Source organism: Pseudoduganella rhizocola, from assembly GCF_045984285.3.
GTDB lineage: Bacteria > Pseudomonadota > Gammaproteobacteria > Burkholderiales > Burkholderiaceae_D > Rugamonas.
Map to the genome: position 1 here is coordinate 180,029 of NZ_JBJQIK030000002.1, position 20,527 is coordinate 200,555.

17 protein-coding genes and 2 tRNA genes are annotated in these 20,527 nt (G+C 60.7%); 15 read left to right on the forward strand and 4 right to left on the reverse strand.

What is annotated here, in order from left to right:
• Positions 1-4: 4 nt before the first annotated feature.
• The 6 genes from hflK to ACJRPG_RS04465 all read left to right on the forward strand — a co-directional run bounded on the left by hflK (position 5) and on the right by ACJRPG_RS04465 (position 6,027).
• Positions 5-1,291 carry an FtsH protease activity modulator HflK gene (hflK, locus tag ACJRPG_RS04440; protein ID WP_407998838.1) on the forward strand — a complete coding sequence of 429 codons (1,287 nt, stop codon included), beginning with the start codon at positions 5-7 and terminating at the stop codon, positions 1,289-1,291.
• Positions 1,292-2,170: a protease modulator HflC gene (hflC, locus tag ACJRPG_RS04445; protein ID WP_407998839.1), complete on the forward strand. Its 879-nt coding sequence runs from the start codon at positions 1,292-1,294 to the stop codon at positions 2,168-2,170.
• Between the two features lie 149 nt (positions 2,171-2,319).
• Positions 2,320-3,480 carry an ATP phosphoribosyltransferase regulatory subunit gene (locus tag ACJRPG_RS04450; protein ID WP_407998840.1) on the forward strand — a complete coding sequence of 387 codons (1,161 nt, stop codon included), beginning with the start codon at positions 2,320-2,322 and terminating at the stop codon, positions 3,478-3,480.
• 4 nt (positions 3,481-3,484) lie between these two features.
• The gene (locus ACJRPG_RS04455; protein WP_407998841.1) at positions 3,485-4,798 is read left to right on the forward strand and encodes an adenylosuccinate synthase; all 1,314 of its coding nucleotides are present in this window, start codon (positions 3,485-3,487) and stop codon (positions 4,796-4,798) included.
• A 14-nt stretch (positions 4,799-4,812) separates the two neighbouring features.
• Complete coding sequence (locus ACJRPG_RS04460) at positions 4,813-5,358, forward strand: phosphoribosyltransferase (protein WP_407998842.1); 546 nt, start codon at positions 4,813-4,815, stop codon at positions 5,356-5,358.
• 72 nt (positions 5,359-5,430) lie between these two features.
• Positions 5,431-6,027 carry a MarC family protein gene (locus tag ACJRPG_RS04465; RefSeq protein WP_407998843.1) on the forward strand — a complete coding sequence of 199 codons (597 nt, stop codon included), beginning with the start codon at positions 5,431-5,433 and terminating at the stop codon, positions 6,025-6,027.
• A gap of 75 nt (positions 6,028-6,102) precedes the next feature.
• On the opposite strand, the gene uvrB is transcribed toward ACJRPG_RS04465, so the two are convergent.
• On the reverse strand, positions 6,103-8,187 hold the full coding sequence (uvrB, locus tag ACJRPG_RS04470) for an excinuclease ABC subunit UvrB (protein ID WP_407998844.1): 2,085 nt from the start codon (positions 8,185-8,187) through the stop codon (positions 6,103-6,105).
• Positions 8,188-8,296: 109 nt separating this feature from the next.
• Here uvrB and ACJRPG_RS04475 point away from each other — a divergent pair, with 109 nt between their 5' ends.
• From ACJRPG_RS04475 to ACJRPG_RS04490, 4 genes are all read left to right on the forward strand, one after another.
• Entirely contained in the window at positions 8,297-9,493 is a 1,197-nt protein-coding gene (locus ACJRPG_RS04475; protein WP_407998845.1) for an amino acid aminotransferase, read from the forward strand.
• A 96-nt stretch (positions 9,494-9,589) separates the two neighbouring features.
• Positions 9,590-9,665 (forward strand) — tRNA-Asn (locus tag ACJRPG_RS04480).
• A 168-nt stretch (positions 9,666-9,833) separates the two neighbouring features.
• A complete protein-coding gene (locus tag ACJRPG_RS04485; protein WP_407998846.1) occupies positions 9,834-10,673 on the forward strand; it encodes a hypothetical protein in 840 nt (279 codons plus the stop codon).
• 22 nt (positions 10,674-10,695) lie between these two features.
• The gene (locus tag ACJRPG_RS04490; protein WP_407998847.1) at positions 10,696-12,282 is read left to right on the forward strand and encodes a M12 family metallo-peptidase; all 1,587 of its coding nucleotides are present in this window, start codon (positions 10,696-10,698) and stop codon (positions 12,280-12,282) included.
• 17 nt (positions 12,283-12,299) lie between these two features.
• Here the strand turns inward: ACJRPG_RS04490 and ACJRPG_RS04495 are convergent, their stop codons facing one another.
• Entirely contained in the window at positions 12,300-13,499 is a 1,200-nt protein-coding gene (locus tag ACJRPG_RS04495) for a diguanylate cyclase domain-containing protein (protein WP_407998848.1), read from the reverse strand.
• A gap of 226 nt (positions 13,500-13,725) precedes the next feature.
• Between ACJRPG_RS04495 and ACJRPG_RS04500 the strand changes: the two genes are divergently transcribed.
• From ACJRPG_RS04500 to ACJRPG_RS04510, 3 genes are all read left to right on the forward strand, one after another.
• Positions 13,726-15,027: a sugar MFS transporter gene (locus tag ACJRPG_RS04500; protein ID WP_445322642.1), complete on the forward strand. Its 1,302-nt coding sequence runs from the start codon at positions 13,726-13,728 to the stop codon at positions 15,025-15,027.
• 64 nt (positions 15,028-15,091) lie between these two features.
• A tRNA-Asn gene (locus ACJRPG_RS04505) sits at positions 15,092-15,167 on the forward strand.
• A 261-nt stretch (positions 15,168-15,428) separates the two neighbouring features.
• Positions 15,429-16,751 carry a hypothetical protein gene (locus ACJRPG_RS04510; RefSeq protein ID WP_407998849.1) on the forward strand — a complete coding sequence of 441 codons (1,323 nt, stop codon included), beginning with the start codon at positions 15,429-15,431 and terminating at the stop codon, positions 16,749-16,751.
• A 27-nt stretch (positions 16,752-16,778) separates the two neighbouring features.
• Here the strand turns inward: ACJRPG_RS04510 and ACJRPG_RS04515 are convergent, their stop codons facing one another.
• The gene (locus ACJRPG_RS04515) at positions 16,779-17,480 is read right to left on the reverse strand and encodes a Type 1 glutamine amidotransferase-like domain-containing protein (RefSeq protein WP_407998850.1); all 702 of its coding nucleotides are present in this window, start codon (positions 17,478-17,480) and stop codon (positions 16,779-16,781) included.
• Between the two features lie 75 nt (positions 17,481-17,555).
• Positions 17,556-18,752: a cysteine dioxygenase gene (locus ACJRPG_RS04520; RefSeq protein ID WP_407998851.1), complete on the reverse strand. Its 1,197-nt coding sequence runs from the start codon at positions 18,750-18,752 to the stop codon at positions 17,556-17,558.
• Positions 18,753-18,955: 203 nt separating this feature from the next.
• Between ACJRPG_RS04520 and ACJRPG_RS04525 the strand changes: the two genes are divergently transcribed.
• A complete protein-coding gene (locus ACJRPG_RS04525; protein ID WP_407998852.1) occupies positions 18,956-19,588 on the forward strand; it encodes a hypothetical protein in 633 nt (210 codons plus the stop codon).
• A 62-nt stretch (positions 19,589-19,650) separates the two neighbouring features.
• Positions 19,651-20,523 (forward strand): substrate-binding periplasmic protein, encoded by an 873-nt coding sequence (locus tag ACJRPG_RS04530; protein WP_407998853.1) that lies wholly within the window; start codon positions 19,651-19,653, stop codon positions 20,521-20,523.
• Positions 20,524-20,527: the final 4 nt, after the last annotated feature.

Below are 20,527 nucleotides of genomic sequence, written 5' to 3' on the forward strand. Positions count from 1 at the left end.
AAACATGCCCTTTTCCTCTCTCTTGAAAAGACTAGGCCTGAAGCTGTCCCTGAACGACCCCCGCTGGGGCAACGACAAGGACAACAACAAAGCTCAGGAAGGTAAGAAGCCCGATGGTCCACCCGACCTGGACCAGCTGTGGCGCGACTTCAACCAGCGCCTGAACGGCCTGTTCGGCAACAAGCGCAACGGCAATAGCAACGGCGGTGGCGGCAGCTCCGGCGGCGGCGAGATGAAGGGCGCCGGCGCCACCATCGGCGCCGTGGCCATTGTCGGCCTGCTGGTGTGGCTCGCCACCGGCGCCTTCATCGTGCAGGAAGGCCAGAGCGGTGTTGTGACCACCTTCGGCAAGTACAGCCACACCACGCCGGCCGGTTTCAACTGGCGCTGGCCGTATCCTTTCCAGGCCAATGAAACCGTGAACGTATCCTCGGTGCGCACGGTGGAAGTGGGCTACCAGGGCAATGTGCGCAACAAGCAGGCGCGCGAATCCCTGATGCTGACGGAAGACGAAAACATCATCGACATCCAGTTCGCCGTGCAGTACCGCCTGAAGGATCCGGTCGCCTGGCTGTATGCGAACAGCGGCCCCGAAGAGAACGTGCGCCAGGTGGCTGAAACCTCGATCCGCGAGATCGTGGGCCGCAGCAAGATGGACTATGTGCTGTACGAAGGCCGCGAGAAAGTGGCGACCGATACGCAGCAGCTGATGCAGCAGATCCTGGACCGCTACAACTCCGGCGTGCTGATCACCAACGTGACCATGCAGGGCGTGCAGCCTCCCGAACAGGTGCAGACCGCCTTCGACGATGCCGTGAAGGCAGGGCAGGACCGCGAGCGCCAGAAGAACGAAGGCCAGGCCTATGCCAACGACGTGGTGCCGAAAGCGCGCGGCGCGGCCTTCCGCCTGGTGCAGGAAGCGGAAGCCTACCGTTCGCTGGTGACGGAGAACGCCGCCGGTAACGCCGACCGCTTCAAGGCCGTGCTGACCGAATACCAGAAGGCGCCGGGCGTGACCCGCGACCGCATGTACCTCGACACCATGCAGCAGATCTTCGCCAACACCAGCAAGGTGATGGTGGACTCGAAAGCAGGCAGCAACCTGCTGTACCTGCCGCTGGACAAGCTGATCGCCCAGGTCGCAGCGACCGAAGCGAACCGTGCCAACATTACGGCGCCGCCGCCGCAAGCGGTGCTGCTGCCGTCACCGGAGACTTCTTCGATTGACATCAACCGTGCCCGCGACGCAAACCGCTCGCGTGAATCGTCCCGTGACCGGGAGGGCCGCTAAATGAACCGTATCGTAACGATTCTGGTAGCGGGCTTTATCGCCCTGATGCTGCTGTCCTCCACCGTGTTCGTGGTCGACCAGCGCAAGTTCGCCATCGTGTTCGCGCTGGGTGAAGTTAAGCAGGTGATCAGCCAGCCCGGCCTGCACTTCAAGCTGCCGCCGCCGTTCCAGAATGTGATCTACCTGGACAAGCGCATCCTGACCATGGATTCGGCCGAAGCGGACCGTTTCATCACCGCCGAGAAGATGAATATCCTGGTGGACTCCTTCGTGAAATGGCGCATCACCGACCCGCGCCTGTACTTCGTGTCCTTCGGCGGCGAGGAAAACCGCGCGCGCGACCGCCTGGCGCAGATCGTGAAAGCGGCGCTGAACGAGGAAATCACCAAGCGCACCGTGCGCGAAGTGATCTCCGGTCAGCGCGGCCAGACCATGGAAGGCATCCGCCTGAAGGTCAGCGAGGAAGCCAAGAAGATCGGCGTGCAGGTGGTGGACGTGCGCCTGAAGCGCGTGGACTATGTGGAGCAGATCAACAACTCGGTCTACGAGCGCATGAAGGCCGAGCGCGTGCGCGTGGCCAACGAGCTGCGTTCCACCGGTGCGGCGGAATCCGAGAAGATCCGCGCCGACGCCGACAAGCAGCGCACCGTGATCCTGGCGGAAGCCTACCGCGAAGCGGAGAAAATCCGCGGCGAGGGCGATGCGAAAGCCTCCGGCATCTATGCCGAAGCCTTCGGCCGCAACCCCGAGTTCTACAAGTTCTACCGCAGCCTGGAGGCCTACCGCGCCTCGTTCAAGAACAAGGCTGACGTGATGCTGGTGGACCCGAACTCCGAGTTCTTCAAGTACTTCAAAGCCTCCGGCTCGGGCGGCAAGTAATCCCCGGAGGGGCGGCGCCGCAAGGCGTCGCCCCTTTGTCATTTTTTTCCTGTTTGGCACCATTTTCGCGTAAAATATGCGGTTCGGCCTCCGCTGCCGAGCTGCGCCCTTGCGCCGCATTGCCCGAATTTCAACAACACCGACTTCCAATGCCGAATTGGCTTTTGCCTGAACATATTGCCGACGTCTTGCCGTCCGAAGCGCGCAAGATCGAAGAGCTGCGCCGCCTGATGCTGGACAATTTCCGGCGCTACGGCTACGAGCTGGTCATGCCGCCGCTGCTGGAGTACGTCGAGTCCCTGATGACCGGCGCCGGCGAGGACACCGACCTGCGCACCTTCAAGCTGGTGGACCAGATCAGCGGCCGCATGCTGGGCCTGCGCGCCGACATGACGACCCAGGTCGCCCGCATCGACGCCCACCTGCTGAACCGTGCCTCCGTCACCCGCCTGTGCTACGCCGGCCCGGTGCTGCACACCCGTCCATCGGGCCTGCACGCCACACGCGAGCCGCTGCAGATCGGCGCCGAGATCTACGGCCATGCCGGCCTGGAAGCCGACGCGGAAATCCAGGAACTGGCGCTGGCCTCGCTCGACATGGCAGGCTTCAGCGACGTGCGCCTGGACCTCACGCACGTCGGCGTGCTGCGCGCCATCCTGGAACAGGACGCAGCGGCCGGTAAGGACCACAACGCCATCGTGCAGCTGCTGCGCGCGAAGGACGTGCCGGGCCTGGAAGAAAAAACGCAGCACTACGCGCCCGCCACCCGCGCCGCGCTGGTCGCGCTGCCGCAGCTGTACGGCGACGTGGAAGTGCTCAAGAAAGCGCGCGAAGTGCTGCCGGAACTGCCGGGCATCACCAAGGCGCTGGCCGAACTGGCCGCGCTGGCCGCATCGGCCATCGGCCGCGCCGAAGTGGCCATCGATCTGGCCGATCTGCGCGGCTACCAGTACGAAAGCGGCGCGATGTTCTCGCTCTACGTGCCGGGCCTGCCGAACGCCGTGGCGCGCGGCGGCCGCTACGACCACGTGGGCGAAGCCTTCGGCCGTGCGCGTCCCGCCACCGGCTTCTCGATGGACCTGCGTGAGCTGGCCCGCCTGCTGCCGACCGCGGACCGCAAGCACGCCATCCGCGCGCCGTGGGGCAATGCGCCCGAACTGAAAGACAAGATCGCCGAACTGCGCAAGGCCGGCGAAGTTGTGATCCAGAGCCTGCCGGGTCACAGCGATGAACAGGACGAGTTCGAGTGCGACCGCGCGCTGGTGCTCGACGATCAAGGCAGCAACTGGATTCTTAAAAACTTAGGTTAGTGTGATGTCAAAGAAAATCATGGCAAAGAACGTCGTCGTTATCGGTACCCAGTGGGGCGATGAAGGCAAGGGCAAAATCGTCGACTGGCTGACGGAACACGCGCAGGGCGTGGTGCGTTTCCAGGGCGGCCACAACGCCGGCCACACCCTCGTGATCGGCGGCGTGAAGACCGCGCTGCAGCTGATCCCTTCGGGCATCATGCGCCCGGGCGTGGCCTGCTACATCGGCAACGGCGTGGTGGTATCCGTGCCGGACGTGCTGCGCGAAATCGACAAGCTGGAAGCCGTGGGCGTGGAAGTGTCTTCCCGCCTGAAGATCTCCGAAGCATCGCCTGTGATCCTGCCTTACCACACCGCGCTGGACGCGGCCCGTGAAGCAGCGCGCGGCGCCGCCAAGATCGGCACCACCGGCAAGGGCATTGGCCCGGCCTATGAAGACAAGGTGGCGCGCCGCGCGATCCGTATCGCCGACCTGCTGAACGAAAAGCGCTTCGCCGAAAAACTGGCCGAGAACCTGGACTACCACAACTACGTGCTGGAAAACTATCTGAAGGCGCCGAAGGTCGAGTACCAGAAGACGCTGGACGACGCGCTGTCCTACGTGCCGCGCGTGCGCCCGATGGTGGCCGACGTGTCGAGCGCCCTGTACGCTGCGCACAAGGCCGGCGCCAACCTGCTGTTCGAAGGCGCGCAAGGCTCGCTGCTGGACGTGGACCACGGCACCTACCCATTCGTTACCTCCTCCAACTGCGTGGCCGGCAATGCCGCCGCCGGTTCGGGTGTGGGTCCGAACATGCTGCACTACATCCTGGGCATCACCAAGGCCTACACCACCCGCGTGGGTTCCGGCCCCTTCCCGTCGGAGCTGCCGACCGACGCAGGCGTTGGCCACCACCTGTCCTCCGTGGGCCACGAGTTCGGCACCGTGACGGGCCGCGCCCGCCGCTGCGGCTGGTTCGATGCCGCGCTGCTGCGCCGCTCGGTGCAGATCAACGGCGTGTCCGGCATGTGCCTGACCAAGCTGGACGTGCTGGACGGCCTGGAATCGCTGAAGCTGTGCACCGGCTATATGCTGGATGGCCAGAAGATCGACATCTTCCCGGTCGGTGCGGAAGACGCGGCGCGCTGCCAGCCGATCTACGAAGAGATGCCCGGCTGGACCGAAAGCACCGTCGGCGCGAAGTCGCTGGCTGCGCTGCCTGCCGCGGCGCGCGCCTACATCAAGCGCATCGAAGAACTGGTGGGCGTGCCGGTCGATATGGTATCCACCGGTCCTGACCGCGAAGAGACCATCGTGCTGCGCCACCCATTCGAATAAGAAGAGAGAAAAACATGACCACTCCACAGTCCAACGAAAAGCACCTCTGGGTCTCCTGGGACGAGTACCACCGCCTGATCGAGCGCCTGGCGCTCAAGGTGCACGAATCCGGCTGGAAGTTCGATATGGTGCTGTGCCTGGCGCGCGGCGGCGTGCGTCCGGGCGACGTGTTCTCGCGCATCTTCGACGTGCCGCTGGCGATCCTGTCGACCAGCTCCTACCGTGAAGAAGCGGGCACCGTGCGCGGCGACCTGGACATCGCCAAATACATGACGATGACCAAGGGCCCGCTGGCCGGCAATATCCTGCTGGTGGACGACCTGGCCGATTCCGGCGTGACGCTGACCAAGGTGATGAAGCACCTGAAGGACAACTTCTCCGGCGTGACCGAAGTGAGGTCCGCGGTCATCTGGACCAAGGGCAGCTCCGCCTTCCGTCCGGACTACCAGATGGAAGAACTGCCGCACAATCCATGGATTCACCAGCCCTTCGAAGACTACGACGGCCTGCGTCCGCACCAGCTGGCGGCATGGATCAAGAAAGGCGAGACCGGCGCATAAGCACGCACGGCTCTACTAAAAGATGGCGGCAGGCTGCAAGGTCTCCCGCCATTTTTACTTCAAGGGGAAAGCATGACCGAAAACTTCTTCCAGACCTTCATCCTGCTGCTGCTTGTTACCGACCCATTCGGCAACGTGCCCTTGTTCGCGACGGCGCTGCAGCCGGTGCCGCATGCGCGGCGCAGCAAGATCGTGATCCGCGAATGCCTGATCGCGTTTGCCGTGCTGCTGATCTTCATGTTCTTCGGCCGCCACTTCCTGGCGGCGCTGCACCTGTCGGAAGTTTCGTTGCGCATTGCGGGTAGCGTGATCCTGCTGCTGATTGCGATCCGCATGGTGTTCCCGCATCCGGACGGCGTGCTGGGCAAGACGGAAGGCGGCGAGCCCTTCATCGTACCGCTGGCGATTCCGGCGCTGGCCGGTCCTTCGGCGCTGGCCACGGTGCTGCTGTTCTCGCGCGAAAGCACGGGCGAGGTGATGATTCACGTCGCCGCGCTGTCTTCGGTGGTGCTGGTATGGCTGGCCGTGTTCCTCGGCGCGGAAAAGCTGCAGAAGGTCCTGGGCACGCAGGTAATGACGGCCTTCGAGCGCCTGATGGGCCTGATCCTCGCCGCCATGTCGGTCGAAATGCTGCTCGGCGGCATCCGCGAATTCGTCAAAACCCTGTAGACGGCAGGCACTGACACCTTAGGGTCAGGCCCCACTTGTCAGTGACAGCGGTGCCTGACCCCACGGTGTCAGTGTCTATTTTCCGGTGATGGAGATGACGTCGGCGCCGGGGGCACCGAAGAGCTGCTCTTTCAGCAGGTGCAGCTGGTCGCGCACCTGCGCGGCTTTCTCGAATTCGAGATTCTTGGCGTGCTCGATCATCAGCTTTTCGAGGCGCTTGATCTCTTTCGAGACCTGCTTCTCGTTCATCGACTCGTACTTCGCCGCTTCCTGCGCCACTTCGCGATCCGCCGTCTGCTTGTTCGGGTCGTAGACACCGTCGATCATGTCCTTGATGACCTTGGACACGCCGCGCGCCACAATGCCGTGCTTCTCGTTGTGCGCAATCTGCTTGGCGCGGCGGCGCTCGGTTTCGTCGATCGCGCGCTTCATCGAATCCGTCATCTGGTCCGCATACAGGATCGCTACGCCGTTCAGGTTACGCGCCGCACGGCCGATGGTCTGGATCAGTGAGCGCTCGGAACGCAGGAAGCCTTCCTTGTCGGCATCCAGGATCGCCACCAGCGATACCTCCGGCAAGTCCAGGCCTTCGCGCAGCAGGTTGATGCCTACCACCACATCGAAGGTGCCGATGCGCAGGTCGCGCAGGATCTCCACCCGCTCCACGGTCTCGATATCGCTGTGCAGGTAGCGCACCTTGATGCCGTGGTCGCCCAGGTATTCGGTCAACTGCTCGGACATGCGCTTGGTCAGCGTCGTCACCAGCACGCGCTCGTTCTTCGCAATGCGGTCCTGTATCTCGGACATCAAATCGTCGACCTGCGAGCGGGCAGGGCGCACGATGACCTGCGGGTCGACCAGGCCGGTCGGGCGCACCACCTGTTCCACCACCTGGTCCGCATGCTTCTGCTCATACTCGGCCGGCGTGGCCGATACGAACACGGTCTGCCGCATCTTGCGCTCGAACTCTTCGAACTTCAGCGGCCGGTTGTCCAGCGCGGACGGCAGGCGGAAGCCGTAGTCCACCAGGTTGGTCTTGCGTGAACGGTCGCCGTTGTACATGGCGGACAGCTGGCCCACCAGCACGTGCGATTCGTCGAGGAACATCAGCGCATCGGTCGGCAGGTAGTCGATCAGCGTGGGCGGCGGCTCGCCCGGCATGGCGCCCGACAGGTGCCGCGAGTAGTTCTCGATGCCCTTGGTGAAGCCGATTTCGGCCATCATCTCCAGGTCGAAGCGGGTGCGCTGCTCCAGCCGCTGCTCCTCGATCAGCTTGCCCTCCTGGCGGAAGAATTCGAGCCGGTCGCGCAGCTCGGCCTTGATGCTTTCCACCGCGCGCAGCACGGTCGAACGCGGCGTCACGTAGTGCGAGCCGGGGTAGACGGTAAAGCGCGGAATCTTCTGCCGCACACGGCCCGTCAGCGGGTCGAACAGCTGGATCGATTCGATCTCGTCGTCGAACATTTCCAGGCGCACCGCGAGTTCCGCGTGTTCGGCCGGGAAGATGTCGATGGTGTCGCCCCGTACGCGGAAGGTGCCGCGCCCGAAGTCCACTTCATTGCGCGTGTACTGCATCTGGATCAGGCGCGCGATCACGTCGCGCTGCGCCACCTTGTCCTTGGCGCGCAAGGTCAAAATCATCTGGTGGTATTCGTTCGGATTACCGATACCGTAAATGGCCGACACGGTGGCCACAATCACCACATCGCGCCGTTCCATCAGCGACTTGGTGCAGGACAGGCGCATCTGTTCGATATGCTCATTGATCGAGGAGTCTTTCTCGATGAACAGATCGCGCTGCGGCACATAGGCTTCAGGCTGGTAATAGTCGTAGTACGACACGAAATATTCCACCGCATTCTGCGGAAAGAATTCGCGGAACTCGCTGTAGAGCTGGGCTGCCAGCGTCTTGTTCGGCGCAAACACAATGGCCGGGCGGCCCATGCGCGCGATGACGTTGGCCATCGTATAAGTCTTGCCCGAACCGGTCACGCCCAGCAGGGTCTGGAAGGACAGGCCATCGGAAATGCCTTCGCACAATCCGTCGATCGCGGTCGGCTGGTCGCCGGCCGGAGGGAAGGGCTGGTGCAGCTTGAACGGCGAGTCGGGGAAAGTGATAACGGTCGGCTCAGGAGCGCCGGCAAGTGATAAATCAGCCATGAAGTCAGACCTTTGCTAGAATAGAGAGCTGCCAGTGGCCCAGGCAGAGATGTTCGGGCTACTGTCATCAACCCGCTGCGAACCGCTTCCAATCGAATCCAATCTTATCATGACGACCCCTTCCGTTTTCAGTGCCATCGAGATGGCCCCGCGCGACCCTATCCTGGGTATCACCGAAGCATTTAACGCCGACACCAATCCCAACAAGATTAATCTGGGTGTGGGTGTTTATTATGACGACAACGGCAAAGTGCCGCTGCTCGAGTGCGTGCAAAAAGCGGAAAACATTCTGATTGAGCAGCCCGCACCGCGTACCTACCTGCCTATCGAAGGCCTGGCGCAGTACGACAAGGCTGTGCAGGAGCTGGTATTTGGTGCCGACAGCGCCGTAATTCAAGAGAAACGTGCGATCACCGTGCAGGCCCTGGGCGGCACCGGCGCGCTGAAGCTGGGCGCCGATTTCCTGAAGCGCTTCTCGCCATCGTCCGAGGTCTACATCAGCGACCCGAGCTGGGAAAACCACCGCGCGCTGTTCGAAAGCGCCGGCTTCAAGGTCAACAATTACGCTTATTACGATGCCGCCACCCATGGCGTGAACTTCGACGGCATGCTGGCCGCGCTGAAAGCCATGCCGGCCGGCGCCATTGTCGTGCTGCACGCCTGCTGCCATAACCCGACCGGCGCCGACCTGTCGCAGGCGCAGTGGGACCAGGTCATCGCCGCCGTTGTGGCCGGCGGCCTGATTCCCTTCCTGGACATGGCCTACCAGGGCTTCGGCGCCGGCATCGCGGAAGACGGCGCCGTGGTGCGCCGCTTCGCTGCCACCGGCGTGCCGCTGCTGGTGTCGAACTCCTTCTCCAAGTCCTTCTCGCTGTACGGCGAGCGCGTGGGCGCCCTGAGCGTGGTTGCTGCCAGCGCCGACGAAGCAGCCCGCCTGCTGTCGCAGCTGAAGCGCGTGGTGCGCACCAACTACTCCAACCCGCCGGTGCACGGCGGCAAAGTGGTCGCTACCGTGCTGGCAACGCCTGAGCTGCGCAAGCTGTGGGAAGAGGAACTGGCCGCCATGCGCGTGCGCATCAAGGCCACCCGCGACGAGTTCGTGAAGAAGCTGAAAGAGAAGGGCCACGATTTCGAGTTCGTGCGTGAGCAGGTCGGCATGTTCTCGTATTCGGGCCTGACCAAGGACCAGGTGGCAAAGCTGCGCGAGCAGTCGATCTACGCTGTCGATACCGGCCGTATCTGTGTTGCCGCGATGAACTCGCGCAACATCGATGCCGTCGTTGACGCCGTTGCCAAAGTGCTTTAATATCTCGTCTCTCGCTGCCCGGCAGCGAGACGGCAGCAAAGTGTGCGGAACAGTACTTGTAAAGAGTGTGTGAGCTGTATATAATGTTGCCTCTAATCCCTGATAGCTCAGTCGGTAGAGCGACGGACTGTTAATCCGCAGGTCCCTGGTTCGAGTCCAGGTCGGGGAGCCAGAATACAGAAAAGCCCAGCCTAACCGGCTGGGCTTTTTGCATTGGCGCTCTGCTTGTTTGAGAGTAGCAAAATGCAATTAATTCAAGAAAACAACAATTTCTAGAAAAACATTGAAATATTAAAAAAATAATTATATAAGTGCAATTATCCTCACTCGGAGTATTGACATGAAAACTTCAATGATGAAATTGTTGTTCAATGGCGTACTGCTGTCTGTCTTGAATTTTCCCTTGGCTGTGTTTGCTGCTGCCCCAGAAGAAACTCCATTATTTCGTGGCGCCGACGGAAAGGAACTGCCTACGCGGCAGATACTGAACAAGGGTGACACCCTGGAAGTTTTCTACGACTCCTGCATCATTAGCGGCAAGATAGAGTTTAAGGAAACCGAGCGTTCCAGCAAAATCCATGATGATCTGGTGGCGCTTGCGAAGAAGATTGCTGACAATAAAAGCGACGGTGGGAAGTGCGGTGAGGTCAGCCAGAAATACGTAACGAAATACAAACGGTCGCAGATCGAGCTGGTAGCGGTAAGCGCGGCAAATAAACCTTTAGGTACTAAAACGCTTATTGTCGGGCCTGCAGAAAACGTTTCTTTGGGGCTGAATCTTCCGGTCAACAATCGGAAAACACTGAAATACGACTCCGCTTCGGGAAAACTATTGCCCCAGGATGAATCTCCGTTCATGTATCTGAGCCTTGATTTTACGCCTGGCGATATTCTGACATCTCCTGATGAGTCCCGGAATTGGCAGGACCGTATCAATTTCAAAGTCATGGTGGAAGCTTCATCGCACCCCCTGGACTCTTATGGAATCGGCATCGGATACCGGCTGCCTACCATCGCTTCTATGGATCTGACGGGAATCAGCGTATTCGTTGGTTACTTCCGGGCCAAGGAGGACACTCTGAATGCGGGTGTGGCAGCACCGAATCAAGGCCGCAAGAATTCCGTACGCTGGGGACTGTCGTATGATTTAGGTACCGCGCTGAAATGGGCGAAATTCTGAAATATTTTGATCCGAGGGGCGTATGGACAAGGCGGGGTCTGTGTTTTGGGTTGCTCTGCTTGGATACTCCTGTTCGGCTTTCTCCCAGGACTTTTCGTACAAGGTAAGCATCCCTGCTCTCAAAGCGGGTTTTCCGGCCATAAGTAACGCCCCCTCCAAGCTGTTGGAGCAGCTCGCTATTCCCGCACTCAAAACAGGTGAACTGCAGCGTCCTATCAGTGGTGTGTCAATGGATGGAGACGATTTAGCCCTGCTTCGTCAAAAACATAATGCGTTACCGCTCAAATCCTTCGCACTGGCCTCTCATGAAAGCGCTTCATATCCCGAGAAGCTTGTTCTGCAATTCAGGCGTGACGAGCTGCAGAAGAGTGTAAATTGGTTTCTCGAAAAAAAACGTCAACCAGTGACAATCAATGGAATTACGCTGAAAAACGTAGCCCAGGGCGGAGCCGCAAGCATCGAAGCGATTATCAACGATAAGTCAGTTAAAACTGCGAAGCTGCTGAATGTCGATTTATCACGAATAAATTTGGCAAAGCTATTCGGGAAGCCGATCAAATTATGTGACGGTGACGACGATTTATGTGGCGAGGCGCGAACGACAGGGTGGGTTGACGATAAATCATCGAAACAAATGCTCGTCAATGTCTCCCGTGAGGGGCAGCCAGGCCAAATTTTGCTTGTGCAGACGGGGGCGACCGTTTCCGGTATTGCAAACCTTGGCGGCGAAACAAAATTAATAAGGCATATCGGTGACGACGCCTACGTGCTGACATCTGGTACCCGTTCGATGGACAGGAACCTGAACGATGTGTGGTCGGCGAAACCCCAGGCTGCGGCCCCGGGGGGGGTGGGAACCGCAGCACCCGAGGATATCGTGTTCGCGCACGATTCGGACTGCCCCAATCCCGCGGAAACCCAGGTGCTCGATATTGTCGTGGCGCACACGGAAAACGCTAATACAGAGGCGAAATTGAAGGGCTACGACCTGAGCTCACTGATCTATACGGCAGAAGCGATTGCGAATGTGTCGTTTGCGCAAAGCAAGATCAATGGACGGTTCAGCATCAAGGAAATCGTCGCGTTGGACTATGAAGAGAGCCCTCAGTTCGAGACAGATATTGACGAGCTTACCAGAACGGCGGGCCGGTTGAACGTGGTGAATGAGGCCAAGGCCAGGAATCAAGCGGACGTTGTGGTGCTGGTCGTCCATAATGAGGACCCCCTGCAGTGTGGATTGGCAGCCGAGATAGGGGCAAAGGCCGAAAATGCTTATGTCGTGGTGAACTGGCAATGCATGACCGATCGCTATTCCTTTGTTCATGAAATCGCCCACCTCGCCGGAGCTTGGCACGACCCGCGCACTGTCGGTCCGGATTATCAAATTTCTCCGTCTTATGCAGCCGGCTACATAACGGAGGGGAAAAAACCGGTGGCGACCATCATGGCATACACCGCTTCCTGTCCGCAGCTGTGTGGCAGGGGATGGTACTGGTCGAATCCATTCGTAACCACGCCGGATGGACAAGCGCTAGGCACAAAAGGCAAAAATTTTGATGCATGCGTTTGGCGCAAGCGATTCCCGGTGATGGCCAGGTTTGGCAAATGAACGTGTACCGCCCAGAATCACAAAGCCTTCTTCAGATCGAGCTCGGACGCCGAGGCGTGGTACATGGCGCAGCCGCTCTTGCCGTTGCGCTTCACGGAATACATGGCGCTGTCGGCGCATTGCAGCAGGTCCGCCAGGTGGCTCCCGTGGCGGGGATACAGCCCGATGCCGATGCTGGCGCCCAGCCAGTAGCGCTTGCCCTCAATCTCCATCGGCTGGGTTAGCTGGCCCAGCAGCTTGCGTGCGATGTCATAGGCCTGGTCCTCGTCGTCCAGCTGGGTGGCGATGACCACGAATTCGTCGCCGCCCACCCGCGCGCAGATGTCGGTGCTGCGGGTATTGCTGCGCAGCCGGGCCGCGACCAGTTTCAGCACTTCGTCGCCCACGGCGTGGCCGGCGCTGTCGTTGATGGGCTTGAAGTTGTCCAGGTCGATATACAGCACGGCAACCACATGGTGCGGCCGCGTCGCCAGCACCAGTGCCTGGTCGAACAGCGTGTGCATATAGCGCTGGTTGTTCAGGCCGGTGAGCGAATCGAGGAAGGCCATGTCCAGGGCGCGCGATTCGGCGTCGATCAGGCGCTTCTGGAACAGGGTGAGCACGGCGCCCAGCAAGGTAATGTACTGCACCAGCACCAGCGCCGTGCCCAGCATAAAGCCGTTGCGGAACCAGCCCGGATAGAAGTGGATCGCGACCGGCGCACTCAGCCAGTGCAGGCCAAGGGCGAAGCTGGCGGCGGCGCTGGCCAGCAGCAGCCGGCCCGGCACGACTGCGCGATGGCGGAAAGTGAACCAGGCCATGCAGAACATGAAGGCGGCATTGACTGGCACATAGCCCATGGAGCGAAGCAAGGGCGGGAAGCCCGCCAGCACTGCCGCCAGCAGCCACAGCTCGGCGGCGCCTGCAGCCAGCCAGAACCAGCGTTGCCGGATATCGAGATCGAGAAAGCGCGTAATGCCGATCAGCAGCAGCGGCTTTTCCAGCACGTTGAAGAAGATGTAGATGGGAACCGCGAGCGGCGTCTGTTCGCTGAACAGGAAGTAAAACAGGCTCAGGCGGGCGAGCAGGGCGCAGGACATCGACAGCGCCCACCACCCGGCGCCCGAGTTCGTCCGTGGAATCCTGCTGGTCCAGAGGAACAGCAGGATGAACAGAAAGTAGACGGTGGTACCGAAGGTATGCACGACCTCATACGGCATCGCGGCCTCTCCCAGCATATTTTTCTCCCTGCTTTTTAACTATCAGTATATTGATCAGCAGATAAAAGAGGATGCAATTTTTGCAGCAGAGGCAGCTAGCGGCATGCGAGCCGCTGGCGGCGTTGTAAAGTTGCCTCATTCCACCGCCGGCGGTGCCGGAAAAATGCTGGCTTTTTTCAGTTTTTGGACGTGCGCAGGGCTCTTCGTGTAGTAAAGTTACGAAAAACACACAACGGAGAGACTTTTGGAACCTGTTATTCAAGCAGCGTCGCTGCCCGGCCAGCCTTCAACGCAGAACCCCACGCAGAGCTACACGGGCCCTCTGTCGCTGGTGACAACGCTGTTCTTCATGATGGGCCTGATTACCTGCCTCAATGACGTACTGATTCCTCACCTGAAATCGGTCTACACGCTGAATTACGTGCAGGCCATGCTGGTGCAGTTCTGCTTCTTCGGCGCCTATTTCATCGTGTCGGTACCGGCCGGCATGCTGGTGCGTAAGCTCGGCTACCAGAACGGCGCGGCTGCGGGCTTCCTGCTAGCCGCCGCGGGCGCCGCGCTGTTCTATCCGGCTGCCACCAGCGGTTATGCCTTCTTCCTGTTCGCCTTTTTCGTGCTGGCGTCCGGCATCACCATCCTGCAAGTGGCGGCTAATCCCTATGTGACGGTGCTGGGCGATCCCCGCACGGCGTCGAGCCGCCTCACGCTGACGCAGGCCTTCAATTCGCTGGGTACGACCATCGCTCCTGTACTGGGCGGCATGCTGATCCTGTCCGGCACGGTGCTCTCGCACGAAGACATCGCCAAACTTCCGGCAGCAGAGCAGGCGGTCTATCGCGCGAACGAGATTGCGACGGTGCAGATGCCTTACCTGGTGCTGGCCGGCGTGATGGTGGCGCTGGCCATCCTGTTTGCCATGGCGCGCATGCCGAAGATCGTGCATGCCGACGCGGCAGGCGCCCAGGGCCATGATTCCCTGTTCAAGCACCGCAACCTGGTGCTTGGCACCATCGGCATCTTCTGCTACGTAGGCGCGGAAGTGAGTATCGGCAGCTTCCTCATCAACTTCCTCGGCGAGGCGGATGTGGCAGGCCTGTCGCATGCCGATGCCGCGAAATACGTGAGCTACTACTGGGGCGGCGCGATGGTGGGCCGCTTCATCGGCTTCGCCGCCATGCGCAGCATCAGCCCCGGCAAGGCGCTGGCGTTCAACGCCGTCGCCGCCGTGCTGCTGGTGCTGCTGGCCATTTATGGCAAGGGCCACGTGGCGATGTGGGCGATTGTGGCGATCGGCCTCTGCAATTCCATCATGTTCCCCACCATTTTCAGCATCGCAGTCCACCAGCTCGGGCGGTTGACCGGCCAGGCATCCGGCGTGCTGTGCATGGCGATCGTGGGCGGCGCCCTGGTGCCTTTCCTGCAGGGCTTCCTGGCCGACAGCTTCGGCCTGCGCGTCAGCTTCTTCCTGCCGATCATTTGCTACGCCTTCATCATTTTCTTCGGGCTGCGCTACGCCGGGATTTACGCCAAGGTGGAATCGGCCTGAGTATAGCGGCGGGTGAGATTGGTATTGTCGAACCCGCCCGCCGTGTATATAATGCGGCCTCTTTTCCCTGATAGCTCAGTCGGTAGAGCGACGGACTGTTAATCCGCAGGTCCCTGGTTCGAGTCCAGGTCGGGGAGCCAGAATACTGAATGGCCCCGCGAGTAATCGCGGGGCCATTTTCTTTGCCTTCCTCTTTCTGTTCCTTGCCAAGTACTAGTTATCAAAACGTTACAGAGTGCGCATTTTTGGCCCACTGTGGCGTGCTAACGTTCTTTACGCCAAGAGAACGTGCATAAGAGCAGCGATAACGATCCGGTAGTCCAACTCACCAGGGAGGCAGTCGTATGAAACAAAAGTATCTTTTGATCGGGTTTCTGTGCGCCGCATGCTCGGCGCCATTAATGGCGCAGACCGCGGCGCCGACAGGCGCGGGCGCGTGCTCCAGCGAGCTGGGCAAGCCGCTGCTGTCGCTCACGCCGAAGCCGGCGAATCCTCCCGACAGCAACGGCGGATTCATCAACCGTATTGCCTCATGCAATATGTGGCAGAACTTCTTCTACCTGAACTGGCCGGCCATGGCGGGGCAGGCCGGCGTGCCCGATCCGAAAGCGGCATTCGGCGCCCCCACGGCGGCGGTGTGGCAGACCCTCGCGTCGCCTGACCAGGTCTTCCTCCCGAACGGCAAGAAGCCGGCGCCCTGGGGAAAATGGACGGCGGCTGCCGACGTCCCCCAGGCGATTGCGGCGCAGGTCCAGGCAGGGAAGCTGCGTGTCCTGCGGCGCGTCGCCAAAGTGGATGCCGACAGGCCCGATCTTCACAACATCGAGCAGGTTGACGAACTCGTGCTGTATGACCAGAAGACGCAGCCGGTGTACTACGAAGTCATGCTGAACAAGACGCTGTACGACTACATCGTCAGCAATAATCTGTATGAGTCCAAAGCCCAGGCGGCCTATGCCGCGAAGAAGGCGATTGCACCGCCGGTCGGCTCCTTCGAGATCAAGGCGGCCTGGAAAATTCTGACCGCAGGCGAGATCGCCAGCAAACGCTTCTTCACGACGAGCGCCTATGTCATTCCGCCAGGCGGCGGGGGCAGTGTGCAGACGGTAGGCCTGGTGGGCCTGCACATCTTTGCGGGCGGCGGTTCGGCCACACAGGGCAATTCGGCAGGCCTGTGGGCAACGTTCGCGCAGGTCGACAACGCGCCGGTAACCGGCCAGGCGCAGCCTGGCGTCAACTACAGTTTCTATAACCCTGCATCGAATGCCGTCCCCAACATGCCGACGAAAGTGAATGGCAAGCAGGTGCCCGCCGTGACGCAAGTCACGCAGGTCTGGCCCGATGACGTGGATGCGGCGTCGGTGACCAAATATGCGCAGAGCCTCATCGTGGCGGGTAACAAGGACGCGCCATGGCAGTACTACAAGCTCATCAACACGCAATGGCCGCGGGGACAATATTCCGCTACGCCGCCGGTTCCTCAGAATGCGCCTTTGCCCCTGAAGGGCTCGGCGGGCGACCCTAACACCATGCAAATGCTCAACCCCGTTCTTGAAACCTATATGCAGGTCACGCAGGTGAAGGATGCGGCGCAGCGCAGCTGCATGGCATGCCATTCCTTCGCCCAGGTTGCCGACCAGAGCAAGAAGTTCGCCACTGGCTTCAGCTTCCTGTTCGGACGTGCGCAGGCGGCGCCGCCCGGAAAGGCGGATCCGTCTCGCTAAAGCATGAAAATGCAAAAAGCCCAATCTTCACAGTCTGGGCTTTTTGCTTTGCGGGTGAGCCGTTGAGGGCGTAAACAGCTTCCAGTTTCCTTCCGAGACCACTTCGGGCACGCCGTCGCGAACCACGATAGCGGTCTGGTCGTCGATCAGGTAAGACGGCATCGGCAGCGTCGCCGCCAGCTTTTCCAGCTCGGCGAGTGCGTTGTCGGGGAACCATTCGTGATCCAGGTGGGGATGCAGCGCAAAATCCAGCAAGCCCAATGATTTCGCGCTGTCGGCAGGGAGCGCATGCCGGCCATACGTCGTTCCGTAGCTGGTCATGATCATGCTGCCGGCGCTCAGGCCTACATAAACCATCTTGCGCAGCAGTTCGGGAAGAAGGGCGGCCAGCCCGGATTGCTGCATCCAGTAAGTCAGGTACTGGCAGTCGCCGCCGCCAACCAGCAGGGCATCCGTCTCATGCAGCATCGGTTCCCAGAGTTCGCGTTTCATGCTGGGCAGTGCCGTGAGTTCCAGCAGCCCGATCGACTTCCAGCCCAGTTCACAGAACGGGTCACCCAGCGATCCGTTCATCACGCTGCGCACGATGTTGCCCCCGTTGGGAATGGCATAGATGGCAGTCGGGATGAACAGCGCGCTCGCTTCTGCAATGGGTTTCCCCAGCAGGCCGGCCAGGGCCGACCGGATGCTTGCGTTGCTGATGCCTGCGGAAGTGAGCAGAAGTTTCATGAATACGGTTCCCGGGTTTGGCGATGCGCTGTCAGTGCATTGTAACGCTGCACTGCGCAGCTGAATGCCATGCTTTTATCGCGCCATCACCTTCTTCCATTCTTCGTGGATGGCTTGCTTGAACTCGAGGTAGCCCCAGTCGGAGTCCGGCAGGAAGTGCCTGATCTCGCCGTCTTCGATGTAGTCGAAATATTCGTAGTGCTGCAGGTCGTCGTCCGGATAGCGGTAGCACTGGATCGTGGCGCAGAAACTGCCGCCCTGCTTGGGCGATGGATTCTGCAGCTGGTGAATCTGGTAGTAGTCCGGCGTGAGGAAGGTGACTTCGCCTGCATGGGCGATGGTGCTGCCCCAGGGCTGCTCGATTGCCGGCGTGAGTGCGCTGAACCACGACACCTTGATCTGGCCATGCAGCACCTTGATCACGGCGCAGGCCTGGCCGTGGTCGTGTATCGGCGAACCATTCCCGGCCGGCCAGATTTCGAGGACGTAAGGCTGGCCTGGCGAATCGCCCATATTGCTGTCGAGGGTGACGCGCAGGTAGCCGAAGATCGGGTCTTTCTCCGCCAGCTTGTTGTAGCACAGCGCACCCGGTGTGGTGATGGAATACTGGATTGCCTGGGCAAATTCCGGGAAGTCGGGCGGCGCCAGGTTGATGCCGGGACCGGATACGTTCGCATACAGCCGCTGGCACACATCGGGCAGGTCATTGACGACAGATGCGCTGTTGGCGGCAATGACTTCCATCGTGATGGCCGAGGCAGGAATAATGTGCGGGGAAGGATCGAGCGTGACCGGAATTTCCAGCACCTTGAGGTGCTCGGCCCGCGCGCCCTGGATGGCGATGTCGCGGATATCCTTGCTGAAGGCGTTCAGCGGACTGTCGCTCTGGGCCGCCCAGCTGTATTCGAACAGCATCAGGTCGCGCAGCATTTCCCCTTTGCCGTAGCGGATGCGCTGGTTATTGGTGTCCAGGCTGACCCAGTAGGGCAGGCTGGCGCCCGGCTTGTTGAGCAGTAGCGCAGCTTCTTCCGATTGCGCCAGCACGGTGGCAGCGCCGCCGGTTTTGCTGCTGATGCTGAAGCGTTCCTTGCTGATTGCCACTTCCACCAGACTGCCATCGGCACTGGAGAGCAGGATGCGCAAGGTGTTGTCGACCAAGGCGGGATTGATCGACACCGTGCCTTGTCCTTTGACGGGGAAGAGTGCGCCCTGTTGATCGGCAAGCGCGTAGTGCAGGTTGACGCGCGGGTTCCTGGTTCGCAGAGTGGCCATGGTGTGCTGTCCTTTATTTGGAGGTGGGGATGCCAGGTGGCAGCTCAACTATATAAGGCCGGACCGGCGGAGAAATGCGCGGATTGTCACTTGGCCACGAGTATTGCCGGTGTGAGAATTTACGCATTTTTCGCAAGCAAAAACTGCTACGCTGATTGGAATCACAGATGCTTGTATTGCTTTCCAACTGAAAGGGACTTTTTATGCCAGGGGATGACGAGTTCGAAAATCTTCGCGCCAAGGTGCCGGGCTTTGCCGACTTGAGTGCGGAGGAGCAGGACCAGCGCTATGCGGCGCACCTGTTCATGAAGGATGCGCATAAGGCGACTGCCGAAGATTTTGTCGCCTTTGCCGAGTCCTTCGACCGCCATGCGATCCGCCGCGGCGAGGAGCCGACCGGTTCCCGGATGAGGCAGGCAGGTGCGCACCTGTACCATGCAGCTAGCCTCGACCCGTTCACCGAGCTGCAGGACGGCCTGCACGGTTCGAACCAGAACAAATACGCCAACAACGGCGGCTTCATTGCGATGGAGCTGGAGTACAAGCAGACGCGGAAGCAGCGCGAAGAGAACCAGCGCGGCACACTGTCAGTCATGGGAGGACAGGGCGGTTCGAAGTCCATGGAATTCCACCCGCCGGGTGGAACACACGTCAGGGGCGAGATTACGGATGTTCATGGCTCCTACATCCGTCCCCGGAACGCGGGAAGGGCGCGGGCGATGAGTATCGGGGTCGCATCGGCAGAGGGCAGCGGCCAGGTGAAACTGCCCGGCGACAATATGGCTGCGACGACGGAAATCGTGGCGACGAGGGTAGCGAGCTCGCGCAAAAAATAAGCGGGCAGGCGGCAGGAAGCATGGGGGGCGGCAGCCCAGGGGTTGCTGCTATCATTGAGCGCATGCTGATACATAGACGCTCAATTCTGGCCGGGATGCTGGCGCTGTCGCTGCCGCAGGCACGCGCTGCGGCAGCGATTGTGCGCTATCCGCGTTCCGAGCCGCGTGATCCTGCGAGCGAGCACTATCCGGTGAGGCTGCTGCGCATGGCGCTGGAGCGTTCGGGACATCAGTACGCGCTGCAGTCCACATCCATCATGATGCGGCAAAGCCGCGCGCTGCTGGAACTCCAGAGCGGGCGCATTCTCGATGTGATGTGGACCATGACCTCGCGCGAGCGCGAGCAGGACCTGCTGCCGATCCGCATTCCGCTGGACCGTGGCCTGATCGGCTGGCGCTTGCTGCTGATTCGCAAAAGCGACATGGCGCGCTTTGCCGCGATCCGCAAGATAGAGGAGCTGCGCGCCATGACGGCGCTGCAGGGGCATGACTGGCCCGACACCGATATCCTGCGCGCCAACGGCTTCAAGGTGCAGACCGCATCCGATTACGCGGGCATGTTCGGCATGTTGGCAAGTGGCCGCGTTGACTATTTTCCGCGTGCGACTTTCGAGATATGGGATGAGGCGGAGGCGCACGCCGGCGATGAGCTGGTGGTGGCGCCCGGGCTGGCTCTGTACTATCCCAGCGCCTTCTACTACTTCGTTAACAAGCGTAATGTGGCGCTGGCGGCAGACATTGAGCGCGGCATGGCGCTGATGCTGGCCGACGGCAGCTACGAAAAGCTGTTCCACGAATATTTCGGCGCGATGATAGAGCGGGCTGCGCTGACAAAGCGCAGGACCTTCAGCCTGCGCAACCCTCTCTTGCCGCATGCTACGCCGCTGGCACGGCGTGAGTTCTGGTACCGGCCCAACGGCCATTCGAAAGGCTAGAGAA

Excerpts from the sequence above, each read along its gene's own strand:
- hflK (WP_407998838.1), top strand. The coding sequence starts at position 5 with ATGCCCTTTTCCTCTCTCTTGAAAAGACTAGGCCTGAAGCTGTCCCTG.
- hflC (WP_407998839.1), top strand. The coding sequence starts at position 1,292 with ATGAACCGTATCGTAACGATTCTGGTAGCGGGCTTTATCGCCCTGATG.
- ACJRPG_RS04450 (WP_407998840.1), top strand. The coding sequence starts at position 2,320 with ATGCCGAATTGGCTTTTGCCTGAACATATTGCCGACGTCTTGCCGTCC.
- ACJRPG_RS04455 (WP_407998841.1), top strand. The coding sequence starts at position 3,485 with ATGTCAAAGAAAATCATGGCAAAGAACGTCGTCGTTATCGGTACCCAG.
- ACJRPG_RS04460 (WP_407998842.1), top strand. The coding sequence starts at position 4,813 with ATGACCACTCCACAGTCCAACGAAAAGCACCTCTGGGTCTCCTGGGAC.
- ACJRPG_RS04465 (WP_407998843.1), top strand. The coding sequence starts at position 5,431 with ATGACCGAAAACTTCTTCCAGACCTTCATCCTGCTGCTGCTTGTTACC.
- uvrB (WP_407998844.1), bottom strand. The coding sequence starts at position 8,187 with ATGGCTGATTTATCACTTGCCGGCGCTCCTGAGCCGACCGTTATCACT.
- ACJRPG_RS04475 (WP_407998845.1), top strand. The coding sequence starts at position 8,297 with ATGACGACCCCTTCCGTTTTCAGTGCCATCGAGATGGCCCCGCGCGAC.
- ACJRPG_RS04485 (WP_407998846.1), top strand. The coding sequence starts at position 9,834 with ATGAAAACTTCAATGATGAAATTGTTGTTCAATGGCGTACTGCTGTCT.
- ACJRPG_RS04490 (WP_407998847.1), top strand. The coding sequence starts at position 10,696 with ATGGACAAGGCGGGGTCTGTGTTTTGGGTTGCTCTGCTTGGATACTCC.
- ACJRPG_RS04495 (WP_407998848.1), bottom strand. The coding sequence starts at position 13,499 with ATGCTGGGAGAGGCCGCGATGCCGTATGAGGTCGTGCATACCTTCGGT.
- ACJRPG_RS04510 (WP_407998849.1), top strand. The coding sequence starts at position 15,429 with ATGGCGCAGACCGCGGCGCCGACAGGCGCGGGCGCGTGCTCCAGCGAG.
- ACJRPG_RS04515 (WP_407998850.1), bottom strand. The coding sequence starts at position 17,480 with ATGAAACTTCTGCTCACTTCCGCAGGCATCAGCAACGCAAGCATCCGG.
- ACJRPG_RS04520 (WP_407998851.1), bottom strand. The coding sequence starts at position 18,752 with ATGGCCACTCTGCGAACCAGGAACCCGCGCGTCAACCTGCACTACGCG.
- ACJRPG_RS04525 (WP_407998852.1), top strand. The coding sequence starts at position 18,956 with ATGCCAGGGGATGACGAGTTCGAAAATCTTCGCGCCAAGGTGCCGGGC.
- ACJRPG_RS04530 (WP_407998853.1), top strand. The coding sequence starts at position 19,651 with ATGCTGATACATAGACGCTCAATTCTGGCCGGGATGCTGGCGCTGTCG.